Source organism: Streptomyces sp. BR123 (assembly GCF_013401435.1).
Classification (GTDB): Bacteria; Actinomycetota; Actinomycetes; order Streptomycetales; family Streptomycetaceae; genus Streptomyces.
Window position 1 is genome coordinate 1 of record NZ_JACBGN010000195.1, and the last position, 13,876, is coordinate 13,876.

Sequence of the window (13,876 nt, forward strand, 5' to 3'; positions counted from 1 at the left end):
CGGCTCCGGGGGTGGGGACGGCGGCAGGGGCGACACCCCTGCTGCCGGTGCCCGCGCCGGTTCCTCCTCCGCAGGAGCCGGGCGCCGGGAACGGCCGGCAGGGCCCGGGGCGGGCCGGGGCGGTACTGGCCGCCGGGCTCGTGGTGCTGCTGCTGGCGGTGGCGGCCCTGGGCTGGCTGCTGCTGCGGAACCGCCCGGCCGGGGAGGGCTCCGGATCGGGCGGCGGACCGGCCGCCACGGGCGCCACGGCCTCGTCGGCTCCGCCGTCGGCGAGGCCCACCGGTACGGGGGGCGGGGCGGCGCCGGGTTCCGGCACGGCCTCCGCGTCTGCGCCCGCGTCGGCGTCTTCCTCTTCGTCCGCCTCAGCGTCCGCGTCGGCTTCGGGCTCGGCTTCGGCTTCGCCTTCGCCGTCGGCCGCACCCTCGCCGCGGGTCGTGGTCTCCGTCCACGCCGTACGCGGGGAGTACCGCGGGACCTGCCCGCCCGCCGCCTCCCGGGCACCGTCCTTCAGGGCCGCCGTCGAGGTGGAGCCCCGGCCGGCCGTGCTGGAGTACCGGTGGGTGACGCGGAGCGGAAGCCCCTCCGGTCCCGGTTGGCAGTCCCTCGCGTACACCGCGGACGGGCCGGCGAGCCGGCAGCTGGAGCACACCGCGCTCGGGTACGACGGGGACGGGACCCGGGCCGACGCCGTCCGCCTGGAAGTTCAGGGGCCCGTACCCGTGGTCTCGCAGTGGGTGGAGTTCTCCGTGGCCTGCGAGGAGGAGGCCCCGACGGGCGGGGCCTCCTCCCCCGGTGCGGCCGGGTCGCCGGATCCGGCGGCTTCGCCGGACCCGGCGACCGCGCCGTGAGACCTGCCCGGGGGCTCAGGCCTTGCTGCGGAAGACGGGCAGGTAGCCACCGGACTGCCCGGCCGCGGTCGGGTGGTACGACTCGCCGATGTTGAGCCAGTTGACGCTGTGCAGCCACGCGTCGCCGGAGCAGATCTCGTGGCCGGTGAAGGCGCTCACGACCGAGGCGAAGGTGAAGCCGTGGGCGGTGGCGCGCTTGCCGATCGCGGCGTTCAGGTGGTCCGCCGCGCCGTTGATGGCGGTGCGCTCGCCCTCGGTGAGGCCGGTGACGCAGGTGCCGTTCAGCTTGTAGAAGCGGGGGTAGCCGAGGACGACGACGCGGGCGGCGGGCGCCCGGCCGCGGATCGCGTCGTAGACCTGGTCGAGCCGGCCCGGCAGGGTGGAGTCGACATATGCCTTGGCCTGGTTGATGCGGCTGACGCAGGTGGCCTCGGACTGCAGCACACAGGTCGTCATGACGTCGGCGAAACCGGCGTCGTTGCCGCCGATGGTGATGCTGACGAGGTCGGTGCCGGAGTCCAGCGGGCCGAGCTGGCCGGAGAGGACGTCGCCCGTGCGGGCGCCGGAGCAGGCGGTGAAGGCGAAGGTCTGCGGGGAGTTGGCGGCGGCCCACAGGGCCGGGTAGGCGCGGTTGGTGCGCTTGCAGGCACCGCTGGAGCTGTCGTAGTTGCCGGCGCCGACGCCGGAGGAGTACGAGTCGCCGAGGGCGACGTAGCCGAAGTCGGCGGCGGCGGAGGCCTGGCCGGCGCCGAACAGGGCGGCGCCCGCGGCAAGTAACAGGGAGGAGGTCCAGGCGGCAAGGCGTGGCAGGCGTCCCGAAGGCATGGTGCGGCTCCTCTGGGGGTGTGGGGGGGTACTCAGGAGTCGGGGTTACTCCTGAGTCCGTGGTACAAGGAGCCCGGGATGGCTGGAAGTGTCCATGCCAAGGAGATCTGGCGCAGACTTGCGCCCCGAATCTTCACCACCACTGCGTTTGGCGGGGGAAGGCACGCACCCGTTCCGGCGAAACACGGGTGCACAGGGGCAGTTCGTGCCGGATCATGGGCGCCATGCCAGCCAATCCGCATGATGCGCTGCCGATCCGGCTCAACGTCGACGACAGCGATTCGCCTTCGGACGTCGTCGACGCGCTGTTCCTCGGCCGGTTCGCCTCCGGCGAGCAGCCGTACTCGCGCAGCGTCACCATCGAGCGGGTGAAGGCGGAGGCGACCCTGCTGCCGGCCGCGGCCACCGTGCTGCGCTCGGCACGCGACTCCGACCGCAGCGCCGTCCTGGCCGAGGGCGCGGGCTGGACGGTGCTCGTCTCCCGCTGGAGCCGGGGCGCGGACGTGACGGTGACGGCGGTCAGCGACGAGCTCGCCGCCGGGGTGCTCGGCGAGGCCACCGAGGGGGCGCAGGACGAGCCCGAACCGCAGCCGGAGAACGTCACCATGGGGTTCTGGTACGTCTCCCCGCGCCGGGGCCCGTACCGCACGACCCGTCAGATCAGCGCGGGAACCTGGGCCGAGGTCCGGCCCAACTACACCGCGCCGGTGGCCTCGGCCATGGACCGCCTCATGAAGGTCACACCGGACGACATCGCCGGGCGGCTCCTGCTGCTGCACGGGCCGCCGGGGACGGGGAAGACCTCGGCGCTGCGGACCCTGGCCCGGTCCTGGCGGGACTGGTGCCAGGTGGACTGCGTCCTGGACCCGGAGCGGCTGTTCAACGACGTCGGCTACCTGATGGACATCGCGATCGGCGAGGACGAGGGCACGGCGAAGGGCCGCTGGAGGCTGCTCCTGCTGGAGGACTGCGACGAGCTGATCCGCGGCGAGGCCCGGCACACCGCCGGCCAGGCCCTGTCGCGGCTGCTGAACCTGACGGACGGCCTGCTCGGCCAGGGCCGCAACGTGCTGGTCGGGGTGACCACCAACGAGGACCTGGAGCGGCTGCACCCGGCGGTGGTCCGCCCCGGACGCTGCCTGGCCCGCATCGAGGTCGGCAGGTTGACGCACCGCGAGGCCGTGGAGTGGCTGGGCACCGACGAGGGCGTCTCCCGCGAGGGCGCCAGCCTCGCCGAGCTGTTCGCCCTGCGCCGGGGCACGGGCCCGGCGGCCGTCCTGCCGCCGCAGGGCCACGGCGCGGACGCGGGCCTGTACCTCTGAGCCCGGCGCCCGGGCCGCTTACGGGGCGGGCTCCGCGGCCGCGCGGCGGCTGCCGCCCGGTGGCGCCTGCCGTCCGAAGGGCCGCGGGGCCGCGAGAATGGGCCCGGACCCGCGTCCCGGGGGCGGCGGGCCGGAGTCCGGCCGGCGCCCCCGGGGCAGCCCGAACCACCGGATCAGGAGAGCCGACCGTGCCCGACGCGCCGCAGGAGAACCCGTACCCCGACACCCACGTCCTCGGCGACGGGCCCGAACCGCACCCCCAGCTGAAGCCGGTCCTCGCCCTGCTGGGCCGCTGGCACGGCGGCGGGAGCGGTGAGTACCCGACGCTGGAGCAGGGCTTCCGGTACCGGCAGGAGATCACCTTCAGCCACGACGGCAGGCCCTTCCTGCGCTACGAGTCGCGCGCCTGGCTGGTGGACGAGGCGGGCACGGCCCTGCGCCCGTCGGGGCGGGAGAGCGGCTGGTGGCGGGTCCTGCCCGACGCCTCCCTGGAGGTGGTCCTGGCCCACCCCACGGGCATCGTGGAGACCTACCTCGGCGGGGTCGCCGGAGACGGCACCGCCACGGACACCGGCGGCGGCGCCGAGCTGGTGGTCGACCTCGCCACGGACACGGTGGCGTGCACCCCCCGGGCCAAGGAGGTCACCGGAATGCGGCGCCGGTACGTGCTGCGCGACGGCGAGTTGTCGGTCGAGCAGGACATGGCGGCGGTGGGCCTCCCGCTGGAACACCACCTCAGCGCCCGGCTCCGCCCCCAGCAGCCGTAAGGCCCGGGCCCGGTGCCGAGCGGCCGGCGAGGTCGGCGGCGGTTCGCCAGCGCCCCGCGGGGCGTGGGGAAGTGCGCGACCAGCCCCACCGGCCCGCAGACCATCGCCGGCCCGACACGGCCCCTCCCGCGGAGCGCTAGGCGCCGTACCGTGCGCGCAGGGCGTCCAGGGCGGTCGCCGTCGCCTCGTCGAAGGTCAGGCCCAGCCGCTGCGCCCGCTCCGCGAAGGCCTGCGCCGCGGCGGCCGCCTCCCGCACCGCCGAATCGCCGACGGCCGCGACGAAGGTGCCGTGCCGGCCCCGCGTCTCGACCACCCCGTCCGCCTCCAGCACCCGGTACGCCTTCGCCACCGTGTTCGCGGCGAGCCCGAGCTCCTCCGCGAAGCCGCGCACCGTCGGCAGCTTGAATCCCGCCGGCAGCCGCCCCGCCCTCGCCGCCTCGGCGATCTGCGCGCGCAGTTGCTCGTACGGGGCGGCCGCGCCGGCCGATCCGTCGATCCGGATGTTCAGGTTCGTCGAGGTCACCCGGCCGATTCTCCCCCATCCCGCGGGAAATTCGGAGGCGTCCGCCCGCGCCCTGCGCCTACCGTCGGCCCCATGACCGTATCGATCCGCGACCTCCGCCCCGGCGACCCGCCGGACGTGGAGGCCGTTGTCCGTGTGCGCCGCGCGACGCTGCCCTTCATGATCTCGACGGCGGGCGGCGTGGCCTTCGAACTGGTCGGCGCCCACCCGGACGAGCACCACCGCATCCTGGTCGCCGAGGACGGCGACGGCCTCGTCATCGGGACCGCCCAGGTGGGCATCGCCCACGACAGCGCCGAGCCGGGCCTGTCCTCCGCCAACGTCCACGTGGACCCCGGCCACCGCGGACGCGGCGCGGGCACCGCCCTGCTGCGCGCGGCCGAGGAGCACGTCTCGGCCCTGGGCGCGGTGAAGGTGTTCTCCTGGGTGCCCGACGAGGCCCCCTCGCGTGCCTACGCCGAGCGCCGCGGCTACCGTCCGAGCCGTTCCGCGCACTTCCTGCGCCTGGACCTGACCACCGCAGAGCTGCCCCCGTACCCGCGGGAGCTGCCGCCCGGCGTGGAACTGCGCCCCGGCTCCGCGTTCGCCGGCGACCCGCGCCCGCTGTTCGAGGCGGACGCGGCGGCGACCGCGGACGAGCCGGGCGACGTGCCGGTCGTCCTGGACGACTACGAGGACTGGCTGCGCACGATCTGGCAGGACCCGGAGCTCGACCACGAGCTGACCTCGGTCGTCCTCGTCGACGGGGCCGTGGCCGCGTTCACCGCGGCCCGCACCGACGGCGAGACCCGGTACGCCTCGGCGATGACCGGCACCCTCGCCGGCTACCGCGGCCGCGGCCTGGCCAAGCTCGCCAAGACGGACTCCCTGCGCCGGGCCCGCGCGGCCGGCTACCGCGTGGCCTTCACCGGCAACGACACGGAGAACGGGCCCATGCTCGCCGTCAACCGGCGGTTCGGGTACGAGGTCGGCGCGAGCGAGGTCCGCTACGTGAGGGAACTCCATGGCTGAGCCCGAGGCGGTGACGGTCGCCCTCTCCAAGGCCGGCCGCACCAAGATCCGCTACCCGGCGGACGTGGTGGCCGACACCGGCGACCGGATCACCGTACGGGCCCCGTGGGCGGCGGACGGCGTACGGGACTTCGGGTTCGTGCGCTTCGAGCCGGGCGACGTGTTCACCGAGCACTTCTGGCGGACGCGCTGGTACGCGGTGAAGGAGGTGCGCACCGGCGCGGGGGTCCTCAAGGGCTGGTACTGCGACATCACCCGCCCGGCCGTGGTGGAGGGCGGCGAGGTCCGGGTGGTCGACCTCGACCTCGACCTGTGGGTGTCGGCGGACGGCTCCTCGGTGCTGCGGCTGGACGAGGACGAGTTCGCGGCGAGCGGTCTCGCGGCCACCGACCCGCGGGCGGCCACGGAGGCGGTCCGCGCCCTCGACGCCCTGGAACGTCAGGCCCACGCGCCCGCCGGCCTGACCGCCCTCCTCAGCTGACGGGAACGGCTTTCAAGAGAGTGCTGCGGGAAGCTTCTCCGCTGGGGCCTCGTGCCGGTTCTTCGTTCATGAAAACCAAGTGCGCGGGAAGCGCGAAAGCACCGTGCTCACCAGGGTAAATGTTCTAATACTCAGCCATAAATCAAGTGCAATACGGTGTCGCCGTGCAGCTTCGGTACAGCTTCCGCGTGTACCCGAACAGCCCCCAGCGTGCCACGTTGGCCAGGACGTTCGGGTGTGCGCGCATGGTGTGGAACGATGCGCTGCGTATCTGCAAGGACGCCTACAAGGCTGATGTACCCCGTCCGAAAGCGGGTGACTTGTCCAAGCGGGTGGTCACCGAGGCGAAGAGGACCGAGGAGCGGGCCTGGCTGTCCGAGGTGTCGGCGGTGGTCCTCCAGCAGTCCCTGCGGGATCTGGAGGCCGCATACTCCAACTTCTTCGCGTCGAAGAACGGCACCCGCAGAGGCGCGAAGATGGGGCCGCCGAAGTTCAAGAAGAAGACCAGCCGCCAGGCCGTGCGGTTCACCACCAATGCCCGGTTCTCGATCACCGCCGACCGTAAGCTCCGGCTTCCGAAGATCGGCGACGTCGAAGTCCGCTGGTCTCGTGAGCTTCCCTCCGCCCCGTCGTCCGTGACGGTCATCAAGGACGCAGCCGACAGGTACTTCGCCTCCTTCGTCGTGGAGGCCGAGGACAAGCCGCTGCCGGAACTGGACCTGGACGACACCGAGACCGGCATCGACCTGGGCCTGTCCACCTACGCCGTCCTGCGCGGCCGGAAGATCACCTCACCGAAGTTCTTCCGCCGCCAGGAGAAGAAACTCCGTCGTGCGCAGCGCACCCTGTCCCGCGCCCGGAAGGGCTCTGCCAACCGGCGGAAGGCCAAGCTCGCCGTAGCGAAGATCCACGCCAAGATCGCGGACCAGCGACGCGACTTCATCGAGCAGGAAACCACCAGAATCACGCGCGAGAGCCAAGCCGTGTACCTGGAGGACCTGAACGTGAAGGGCATGGGCACCCGCAACAGCAACCGCGTCAAGTCCGTCCACGACCAGTCCCTGGGCATGTTCGCCCGCACCCTCGCAGCCAAATGCCACCGGTACGGGCGCACCTTCGCCAAGGTCTCCCGCTGGTTCCCCAGCACCCAGTTGTGCTCCGCCTGCGGCAGCATCGAGGGCCCGAAGGGACAGGAAGGGCTCAAGATCCGGCACTGGGTGTGCTCCTGCGGGATGGCCCACGACCGGAACGAGAACGCAGAACTCAACCTTCGCCGTGAAGGACGGCGGATCGTGGCCGAGGGACGCCCGGACACGTAAAACGCCTGCGGAGCCCGTATAAGACCTGGCAAGCCAGGCAGTGGGTGATGAAACAGGAACCACCTCCGACCGCCACTCAACAGTGGCGGCCCGGTGGGAATCTCCCCCGCTCACGGGAGAGAGCGTCAAAAGGGGACCGCTCCGCACCGGGGCACCTTCGAGCTGTACGTCACGAAGGACGGCTACGATCCGTCGAAGCCGCTGACCTGGTCGGACCTGGAGCCGGCCCCGTTCGCGATGGCCACCGACCCAGGCATGCAGGGCGGCGGCAACGGTACCGTCCCGAGTGCCGGGCCCAGCGGCAAGCGCAGTGGCAAGCCGGAGACCCGGCCTTCGGAGCCGCCCGCCCCCGAGGCCCCGACGGACCGCCAGATCGCGGACGGGCAGGGCAGGTCCTCGGTGGAGCACAACGGCCACGGCGACGACGACCCGAAGACGAACGGCGTCACCGCGCTCGGCGCGGCCGCGCCGGACGCGCCCGCGGGCAGCGGCGCAGACCGGCGGCAGCAGCGCCACCCCGGCGATCGCGATCGCCGGAGCGGGCGTGCTGGCCCTCGGCTCGGCCGTGCTGTTCGCGGCGGCCCGCCGCCGGGCGACGGCCGGCCGCGGCGACGGCCGCGGCTAGCCTGGCCGGGGTCAGTCGAAGACCGAGGCGCAGGTGGTCCGTTCGGCGTTCGAGGGGTCGAGGGCGTTGAGCGCCTCGTGCCAGGCGATCCGGGAGGTGAGCCCGATGGCGACGTGCTCGGAGAGGTCCAGCGGGCACAGGTCCTGCAGGACGACGTTGCGCACGTTGTTCCCGGTGCCTTGGAGGAAGCCGCTGCGGTAGGGCGTGACCACCTCGTCGTACTTCGTCGCGATCACCGTGTACTGGACGCCTGGCACGGTGTCCCCGCCGGCGTTCAGCGCGGCGAGGAAGGGGGATCCGGCGATCTGGTCGGCGAGGCCGGGGGTCTTGGAGCTGATCAGGTCCGCGGCGCCGGGGAAGTACGGGAGCAGTGCGGTGAGGCCGGACAGGGTCGTGCCGTGGTTGTCGGGCGCCAGTCCGACCAGCGCGTTGACCTTGTCGGCCCCGCCGAGGAACTTGAGGTAGTGGTTCGGCATCATGCCGCCCTGGGAGTGGCCGACGATGTCGACCTCGGCGGCGCCGCTGGCGGCCAGCACCCGGTCGACGAAGGCGGAGAGCTGTCCGGCGGACTTGTCGACGGGGCCCAGCCCGTGGAAGAAGGGGACGCCGGGCAGCTGGCCGTAGTCGAGCGAGTAGACGCAGTACCCGCGGTGGACGAGGTAGGGGGCGAAGCCGAGCCAGTTGTCGACGGAGTTGCCGAGGGTGCCGTGCACGAGGACCACCGGGCGGGGGTGGGCGGCGGACGGCTTGCAGGACCAGTTGTTCCAGCCGGTGCTCGGTGCGGAGGCGGCCTGTGCCGTGCCGGTGGGGGCGGCGAGGGCGGCGGCGGTGAGGAGGAGGACGGCCAGCGGGCGGAGCAGGCGTCCCAGCCAGGGCAGCATCGAGTGATCTCCTTGCGGCTCAAGGGGAATGGACGTGGGGGCTCATCCCGTGATCCGGATCACAAGGCGTGCTGCTGACGCCAAATTACGGTCGAGTAGCAAAACTGGGAAGTTACGCGTCAGTAAAAAATCTGCGGCGCGCCCTCTCCGCGGTCACGCCACCCTGCGGAAGGTGGCTGCAGGGCGGACCGTGCCGGGGCCGAAACGCGCGTTCGCGCGGTCCACGGCCGCCTCCACCGTCAGCCGCGCCTCGCGGACCGGGTCCAGCGACAGCTGCCGGGACACCCGCGCGGAATCCGTCAGCTCCTCGGCGCGCAGCACCATGCCGGTCAGCCGGGCCCGTTGCAGTCCGGCCGCGTCCAGCAGGCGGTACGCCGCCGCTCGCAGGTCCTCGTCGTGGGCGGAGGCCTCCGGGAGCCGGCGGGCCTTCTCCCAGTGCCCGCCCCCGGCGAACCGGAGGGTCAGCGACAGGGCCCGGGCCGCCTGCCGGCGGCCGCGCAGCACCGCCCCCAGCCGGACCACCAGGCCGAGGAGCACGGCCCGGGCGTGCGGGCCGTCGAGCTCGGGCCGGGTGAACCCGCTCCGGACGGCAGCCGATGCGGGCAGGTCCTTCGGGGTGACGGGGCGCGGGTCGATCCCGCGGGCCCGCTCCGCGGCCAGCCGGCCGTCCCGCCGGCCCAGGATCCGCTCGACGGTGCCCGCGGAGACGGACGCCACCGCGCCGACGGTATGCAGTCCGTACCCGCGCAGCGCCTCCGCCTGCCGGGGGCCGATGCCGTGCAGTTCCTCCACCGGCAGCGGCCCGAGGAAGCCGTCCACGCCGTCCTCGGGCACGGCCAGGACGCCGCCGGGCGCGGGCACCCGCGCGGAGGCCGTGGCCGCGACCGCCCAGGTCGCGGCGACCCCGATCCGCACGTCCGTGCCGAGCCGGGCCACGGCGCGCAGCCGTACCAGCTCGGCGATCCGGCGGGCGTCCGCGCCGAAGTAGCGCCGGGCGCCGCGTACGTGGACCAGTGCCGCCCGGGGCGGCAGGGCCTGGACCGTCGGGGAGAACTCCCGCAGCAGCTCCAGGACTTCGCGGTACCCCTCCTCGGGCAGTGCCGGGGCGCACCGTACGTGCAGGACGCCGTTCTCCGGGGCCGTCATCCCGCGCTCCCCGGGCTGGAGTGCCACAGCTTGCGGCCGGTCGCGGCGCGGTCGCCGGCGGGCTGGAGGTCAGCCCACGGGTTCATCTCGTACCCGGTGGGCAGGTGGATGCGGCGGCCTGAGTCGGCGGACGCCGAACCGGACCCGGTGTCGGCACCGGCACCGGCACCGTGCTCGGATCCGTCCGTGCCCGGCGGCGGCTCCGCCAGCCGGGCCGCGACTGCGGACGGGCCGCCGGAGCGGCGCAGTTCCACCAGCTCGGCCAGGTTCCACGCGGCCGCGCCGACCACGCTGAGGCTCTGCGGCCCGCGCCGCTGCACGACGCCCCTGACCAGCAGCAGGAACGAGTGGAAGACGGTGTGCGCGCAGGCCTCGTGGCTGTCGTCGAAGAAGGCGAGGTCGACCAGGCCCGTCCCGTCGTCCAGGGTCGTGAAGATGACCCGTTTCCCGGACCGGATCGGCGGGGTCTGGGTGGCCGCCTTGGCCCCCGCGACCAGCACGGTCCGGCCGTGCTCGACCTCGCGCAGCCGGCGGGCCGGGACCACGCCCAGCTCCGCCAGGAAGGCGTGGTGGTCGCCCATCAGGTGCCGGGAGGCGTCCATGCCGAGGACGCCCAGCTCCGCGCTGAGCCGCTCCTCTTCGGTCAGGTCGGGCAGGCCGACCGGGGCCGTCGACCGCCCGCCGTCCAGCGGGAGTTGGACGCTGCCCCGGGCGCCGGCCGGCCGCCGCTGCGCGCCGTGCAGTTCGGCCAGGTGCAGCAGCAGGTCTCGCCGGTTGGCGCCGAAGGCGTCCAGCGCGCCGACCTGGACGAGCCGTTGGGCCACCGGGTGGCCGGGATGGGCCCGGTCCCAGAAGTCGCGCAGCGATCCGTACGGCTGTCCGTCCTCGATGCGCAGCGCCTCGGCCTCGCTGATGCCGTGGACGTCGGACAGGGCCAGCCGGAGCCCCCACACCGGGGGCTCGCCGGGTACCGGTTCGACGCGGTGGGCCACCGCCGACCGGTTCACGTCCAGCGGCAGCACCGGCACGCCGCGCCGACGCGCGTCCGCGAGCAGCAGCCGCTTCGGGTACATGCCGGGGTCGTGGGTGAGCAGGCCGGCGTAGAACGCCGCCGGGTGGTGCGCCTTCAGCCAGGCCGACTGGTACGTGGGCACGGCGAAGGCCACCGCGTGCGCCTTGCAGAAGCCGTAGCTGCCGAAGGCCTCCACGATCTCCCAGGTCCGGCCGATCACCTCGGCCGAGTAGCCCCGTTCGGCCGCCCGCGCCGCGAACCACGCCTTGATCCGCGGCTGCGACTCGGGGTCGGAGAGCCCGCGCCGGACCCGGTCCGCCTCGTCCCGCCCGCAGCCGGTCAGGACGTCCACGATCTCGATGATCTGCTCGTGGAAGACCACCACCCCGTACGTCTCCTCCAGCGCCGGAGCCAGGTCCGGGTGCGGGAAGCGGGCGGGGGCCCGCCCGTGCCGGGCCTCGATGAACGGCCGCACCATGTCGGCGGCCACCGGCCCGGGCCGGAACAGCGAGATGTCGACGACCAGGTCGTGGAAGGTGGCCGGCTGGAGCCGCCCCACCAGGTCGCGCTGGCCCGGCGACTCGATCTGGAAGCAGCCCAGCGTCTCGGCCGAGCGGATGAGCTCGTACGTGGCCCGGTCGCCGGGCGGCACCTGCGCGGGGTCGTCCAGGTCGAGCTCCTCTCCGGTGGTGCGCCGGATCTCCGCGACCGCGTGCGCCATCGCGGACTGCATCCGCACGCCCAGCACGTCGAGTTTGAGCAGGCCGAGCTCCTCCACGTCGTCCTTGTCGAACTGGGACATGGGGAAGCCTTCGCCTCTGGTGGGCACCACGGGGGTGCGGGCGAGGAGGGAGGCGTCGGAGAGCAGCACCCCGCACGGGTGCATCGCGGTCCCGCGCGGCAGCGCGTCCAGCGCCTCGACGAGCTCCCACAGCCGCCCGTGCTCCTCCTCGCGCACGCCGCGCAGCTCGGGCAGTTCGGCGAGGGCCGCGCGGGCGTCGCGGGCCCGGATGTGCGGGAAGGCCTTGGCGAGCCGGTCGACGGCGGCCGGGTCCATGGACAGGGCGGCGCCGACGTCGCGGATGGCGTGCCGGACGCGGTAGGTCTCGGGCATGGAGACCGTGGCGACGCGCTCGGTGCCGAACCGGTCGATGATCCTGCGGTAGACCTCCAGCCGGCGGGCGGACTCCACGTCGATGTCGATGTCGGGCAGGACGTGGCGGCGCTTGGACAGGAAGCGCTCCATCAGCAGGCCCTGTGCGACGGGGTCTGCGTGGGCGATGCCGAGTAGGTGGTTGACGAGGGAGCCGGCGCCGGAGCCGCGGGCGGCCACGCGGATGCCCATCTCCCGTACGTCGTCGACGACCCGGGCGACCGTCAGGAAGTACGAGGCGTACCCGTGGTAGGCGATGATGTCGAGCTCGTGGTGCATCCGCTCCCAGTAGGCGGGGTCGTCCGCGTAGCCGCGCAGCACCATGCCGGCGGAGGCGCGGGAGGCGAGGACCCGCTGGGCGGTGCGGTGGGCGGCGCCGACGAGGTGGGCCTCGGGGAAGTGCACGGAGCCGATGCCGAGGTCGTCCTCGGGGTCCACCGCGCAGGCCTCGGCGGTGCGCCGGGTCTCCGCGAGCAGCCGGCGCGCGTCGGCCGGGCCGAGGCCGGCGGCCCGGGTGATCCGGTCGGCGGCCTCGGCCATGGCGGCCGGGGACTTGAGCCAGCGCTCTCCGCTGTCGAGGGGGCCGCGGGGATCGACGGGGACCAGGCGGCGGGCCGCGTCGAGGACGTCGGCGACCGGGCCCTGGCCGGGGTCGGCGTAGCGGACGGCGTTGGTCAGCACGGCCGGGACACCCTGCTCGTCGGCGAAGCCGACGGTGCGGGCGGCCAGCCGCAGCGAGCCGGGGCCGGTCCCGGTGCGGCCGTGGTGGACGGCCTCCAGGCGCAGGGAGTCCCCGAAGACCTCCCGCCAGGGCGCGAGCAGCCGCGCGGCCCGGTCGGGCCGGCCGGCGGTCAGAGCCCGCCCGACCTCGGAGCCGGGGCCGAGCAGGACGTACACGCCCGTGCCGTGCAGGGCGTCCCAGGGCAGTACGGGCCGCCCGGCCGGAATGCCCGGGACGCCGGGGATGCCGGGGGCTTCCGGGGCTCCCGGGGCATCGGCGCCCTGCCCGGCGTGGGCGGCGGTGACCATGCGGCACAGCTCGGCCCAGCCGACGGCTCCGTCGCGGGCGAGGAAGACGGCCCGGGGCGCGGACTCGTCCACGAAAGCCCCGCCCCTGACGGGGGGCCGCCGCCGGTGCGACGCCTCCGCGCCGGAACCGGAACCGTCGGCGCCTCCTGCCGTGGGCGCGGCCGACACGGCCAGGTCGGTCCCGAACAGCGGCCGGATCCCGGCCTCCGCGCATGCCTTCGCGAACCGCACCGCACCCGCGAGGGTGTCCCGGTCGGTCAGGGCGAGGGCGTCCATGCCCCGCTCGGCGGCACGCTCCGCCAGCCGTTCGGGGTGGGAGCCTCCGTAGCGCACGGAGAACCCCGAAACGGTGTGCAGATGCGTAAACCCGGGCACCCGCAGCCTCCTGCTTCGTTCGTGGAACACCTCCCCCGTCTCCACCATAAGGCAATTCGAATATCCGTGCGAAACGTTTGTTCGATCCGCGGATCGTCTACCGCCGGTCCGCCCTGCCGCGCCCACCCCTGCCCGACCGGCGTGTGAGGCATGCCCCAGAGCACCGACCCGGGCCATCGGACGGGTCCGGGGCCGGTGCGGACGACGGCCGCGCACCCGCCCCCGGGCCGCTGAGCCACTACGGGCGACCCGTGCCCTTCGGCTCGAAGAGCCGGTCGGCGTGGCGCAGGGCGTGCAGCGCGACCGTCTTGCCGAGGACGACGCCCGCCTCGTCGGCCGAGCGGCTGTGGATCCCCGAGAAGACACGCGCGTCGACGTTCTCGCGGGTCAGCTCGGCCCAGCCGGTGTAGGTCCGGCGCACGCCCGGCGCGGTCTGGCTCGTCAGCGTGAACGGCGCGGTGCGGGCTCCGGTGAGGGCGTCCAGGATCACCTCCGAGGCCCCGGCGTAGGTGGTGTGGCCGCTGGGGTAGTCGGGGTGGGCCGGGGTCTGGTGCAGCGG

10 protein-coding genes and 3 pseudogenes are annotated in these 13,876 nt (G+C 74.1%); 7 read left to right on the forward strand and 6 right to left on the reverse strand.

The genetic code is table 11. The features are described 5' to 3' along the window. Positions 1-848: pseudogene (locus tag HYE82_RS25335) on the forward strand (hypothetical protein); the annotation flags it as partial. Positions 849-863: 15 nt separating this feature from the next. Here HYE82_RS25335 and HYE82_RS25340 read toward each other — a convergent pair. Then, positions 864-1,673: an SGNH/GDSL hydrolase family protein gene (locus tag HYE82_RS25340; RefSeq protein ID WP_179176462.1), complete on the reverse strand. Its 810-nt coding sequence runs from the start codon at positions 1,671-1,673 to the stop codon at positions 864-866. Positions 1,674-1,897: 224 nt separating this feature from the next. On the opposite strand from HYE82_RS25340, the gene HYE82_RS25345 reads away from it, so the two are divergent. Continuing rightward, positions 1,898-2,995 (forward strand): DUF5925 domain-containing protein, encoded by a 1,098-nt coding sequence (locus HYE82_RS25345; protein WP_179176463.1) that lies wholly within the window; start codon positions 1,898-1,900, stop codon positions 2,993-2,995. A 188-nt stretch (positions 2,996-3,183) separates the two neighbouring features. Beyond that, positions 3,184-3,762 (forward strand): FABP family protein, encoded by a 579-nt coding sequence (locus HYE82_RS25350; protein WP_179176464.1) that lies wholly within the window; start codon positions 3,184-3,186, stop codon positions 3,760-3,762. Positions 3,763-3,898: 136 nt separating this feature from the next. Here HYE82_RS25350 and HYE82_RS25355 read toward each other — a convergent pair whose 3' ends face one another. Beyond that, positions 3,899-4,285: a GntR family transcriptional regulator gene (locus HYE82_RS25355; RefSeq protein ID WP_309144445.1), complete on the reverse strand. Its 387-nt coding sequence runs from the start codon at positions 4,283-4,285 to the stop codon at positions 3,899-3,901. A 72-nt stretch (positions 4,286-4,357) separates the two neighbouring features. Here HYE82_RS25355 and HYE82_RS25360 point away from each other — a divergent pair, with 72 nt between their 5' ends. The 4 genes and pseudogenes from HYE82_RS25360 to HYE82_RS39375 form a co-directional block, all read left to right on the forward strand. Further along, the gene (locus tag HYE82_RS25360) at positions 4,358-5,296 is read left to right on the forward strand and encodes a GNAT family N-acetyltransferase (RefSeq protein ID WP_179176465.1); all 939 of its coding nucleotides are present in this window, start codon (positions 4,358-4,360) and stop codon (positions 5,294-5,296) included. After that, positions 5,289-5,777, forward strand: coding sequence for a DUF402 domain-containing protein (locus HYE82_RS25365; protein ID WP_179176466.1), 489 nt, complete (start codon positions 5,289-5,291; stop codon positions 5,775-5,777). The genes HYE82_RS25360 and HYE82_RS25365 overlap by 8 nt, the downstream gene beginning before the upstream one ends. A gap of 164 nt (positions 5,778-5,941) precedes the next feature. Then, positions 5,942-7,096: an RNA-guided endonuclease TnpB family protein gene (locus tag HYE82_RS25370; protein WP_179176467.1), complete on the forward strand. Its 1,155-nt coding sequence runs from the start codon at positions 5,942-5,944 to the stop codon at positions 7,094-7,096. 93 nt (positions 7,097-7,189) lie between these two features. Beyond that, a pseudogene (locus tag HYE82_RS39375) lies at positions 7,190-7,309 on the forward strand (lytic polysaccharide monooxygenase); the annotation flags it as partial. A gap of 423 nt (positions 7,310-7,732) precedes the next feature. On the opposite strand, the gene HYE82_RS25380 reads toward HYE82_RS39375, so the two are convergent. From HYE82_RS25380 to HYE82_RS25395, 4 genes and pseudogenes are all read right to left on the reverse strand, one after another. Further along, complete coding sequence (locus HYE82_RS25380) at positions 7,733-8,602, reverse strand: triacylglycerol lipase (RefSeq protein ID WP_179176468.1); 870 nt, start codon at positions 8,600-8,602, stop codon at positions 7,733-7,735. 153 nt (positions 8,603-8,755) lie between these two features. Continuing rightward, the gene (locus tag HYE82_RS25385; RefSeq protein WP_179176469.1) at positions 8,756-9,748 is read right to left on the reverse strand and encodes a hypothetical protein; all 993 of its coding nucleotides are present in this window, start codon (positions 9,746-9,748) and stop codon (positions 8,756-8,758) included. Continuing rightward, complete coding sequence (locus HYE82_RS25390; RefSeq protein ID WP_179176470.1) at positions 9,745-13,365, reverse strand: DNA polymerase III subunit alpha; 3,621 nt, start codon at positions 13,363-13,365, stop codon at positions 9,745-9,747. The genes HYE82_RS25385 and HYE82_RS25390 overlap by 4 nt, the downstream gene beginning before the upstream one ends. Positions 13,366-13,555: 190 nt before the next feature. Next, positions 13,556-13,876 (reverse strand): annotated as a pseudogene (locus HYE82_RS25395) (phosphatase PAP2 family protein); the annotation flags it as partial.

What these genes read in the sequence shown, in the direction of transcription:
- HYE82_RS25365 (WP_179176466.1), top strand. Translation starts at nt 5,289, where the DNA reads ATGGCTGAGCCCGAGGCGGTGACGGTCGCCCTCTCCAAGGCCGGCCGC.
- HYE82_RS25390 (WP_179176470.1), bottom strand. Translation starts at nt 13,365, where the DNA reads ATGGTGGAGACGGGGGAGGTGTTCCACGAACGAAGCAGGAGGCTGCGG.
- HYE82_RS25380 (WP_179176468.1), bottom strand. Translation starts at nt 8,602, where the DNA reads ATGCTGCCCTGGCTGGGACGCCTGCTCCGCCCGCTGGCCGTCCTCCTC.
- HYE82_RS25360 (WP_179176465.1), top strand. Translation starts at nt 4,358, where the DNA reads ATGACCGTATCGATCCGCGACCTCCGCCCCGGCGACCCGCCGGACGTG.
- HYE82_RS25345 (WP_179176463.1), top strand. Translation starts at nt 1,898, where the DNA reads ATGCCAGCCAATCCGCATGATGCGCTGCCGATCCGGCTCAACGTCGAC.
- HYE82_RS25340 (WP_179176462.1), bottom strand. Translation starts at nt 1,673, where the DNA reads ATGCCTTCGGGACGCCTGCCACGCCTTGCCGCCTGGACCTCCTCCCTG.
- HYE82_RS25385 (WP_179176469.1), bottom strand. Translation starts at nt 9,748, where the DNA reads ATGACGGCCCCGGAGAACGGCGTCCTGCACGTACGGTGCGCCCCGGCA.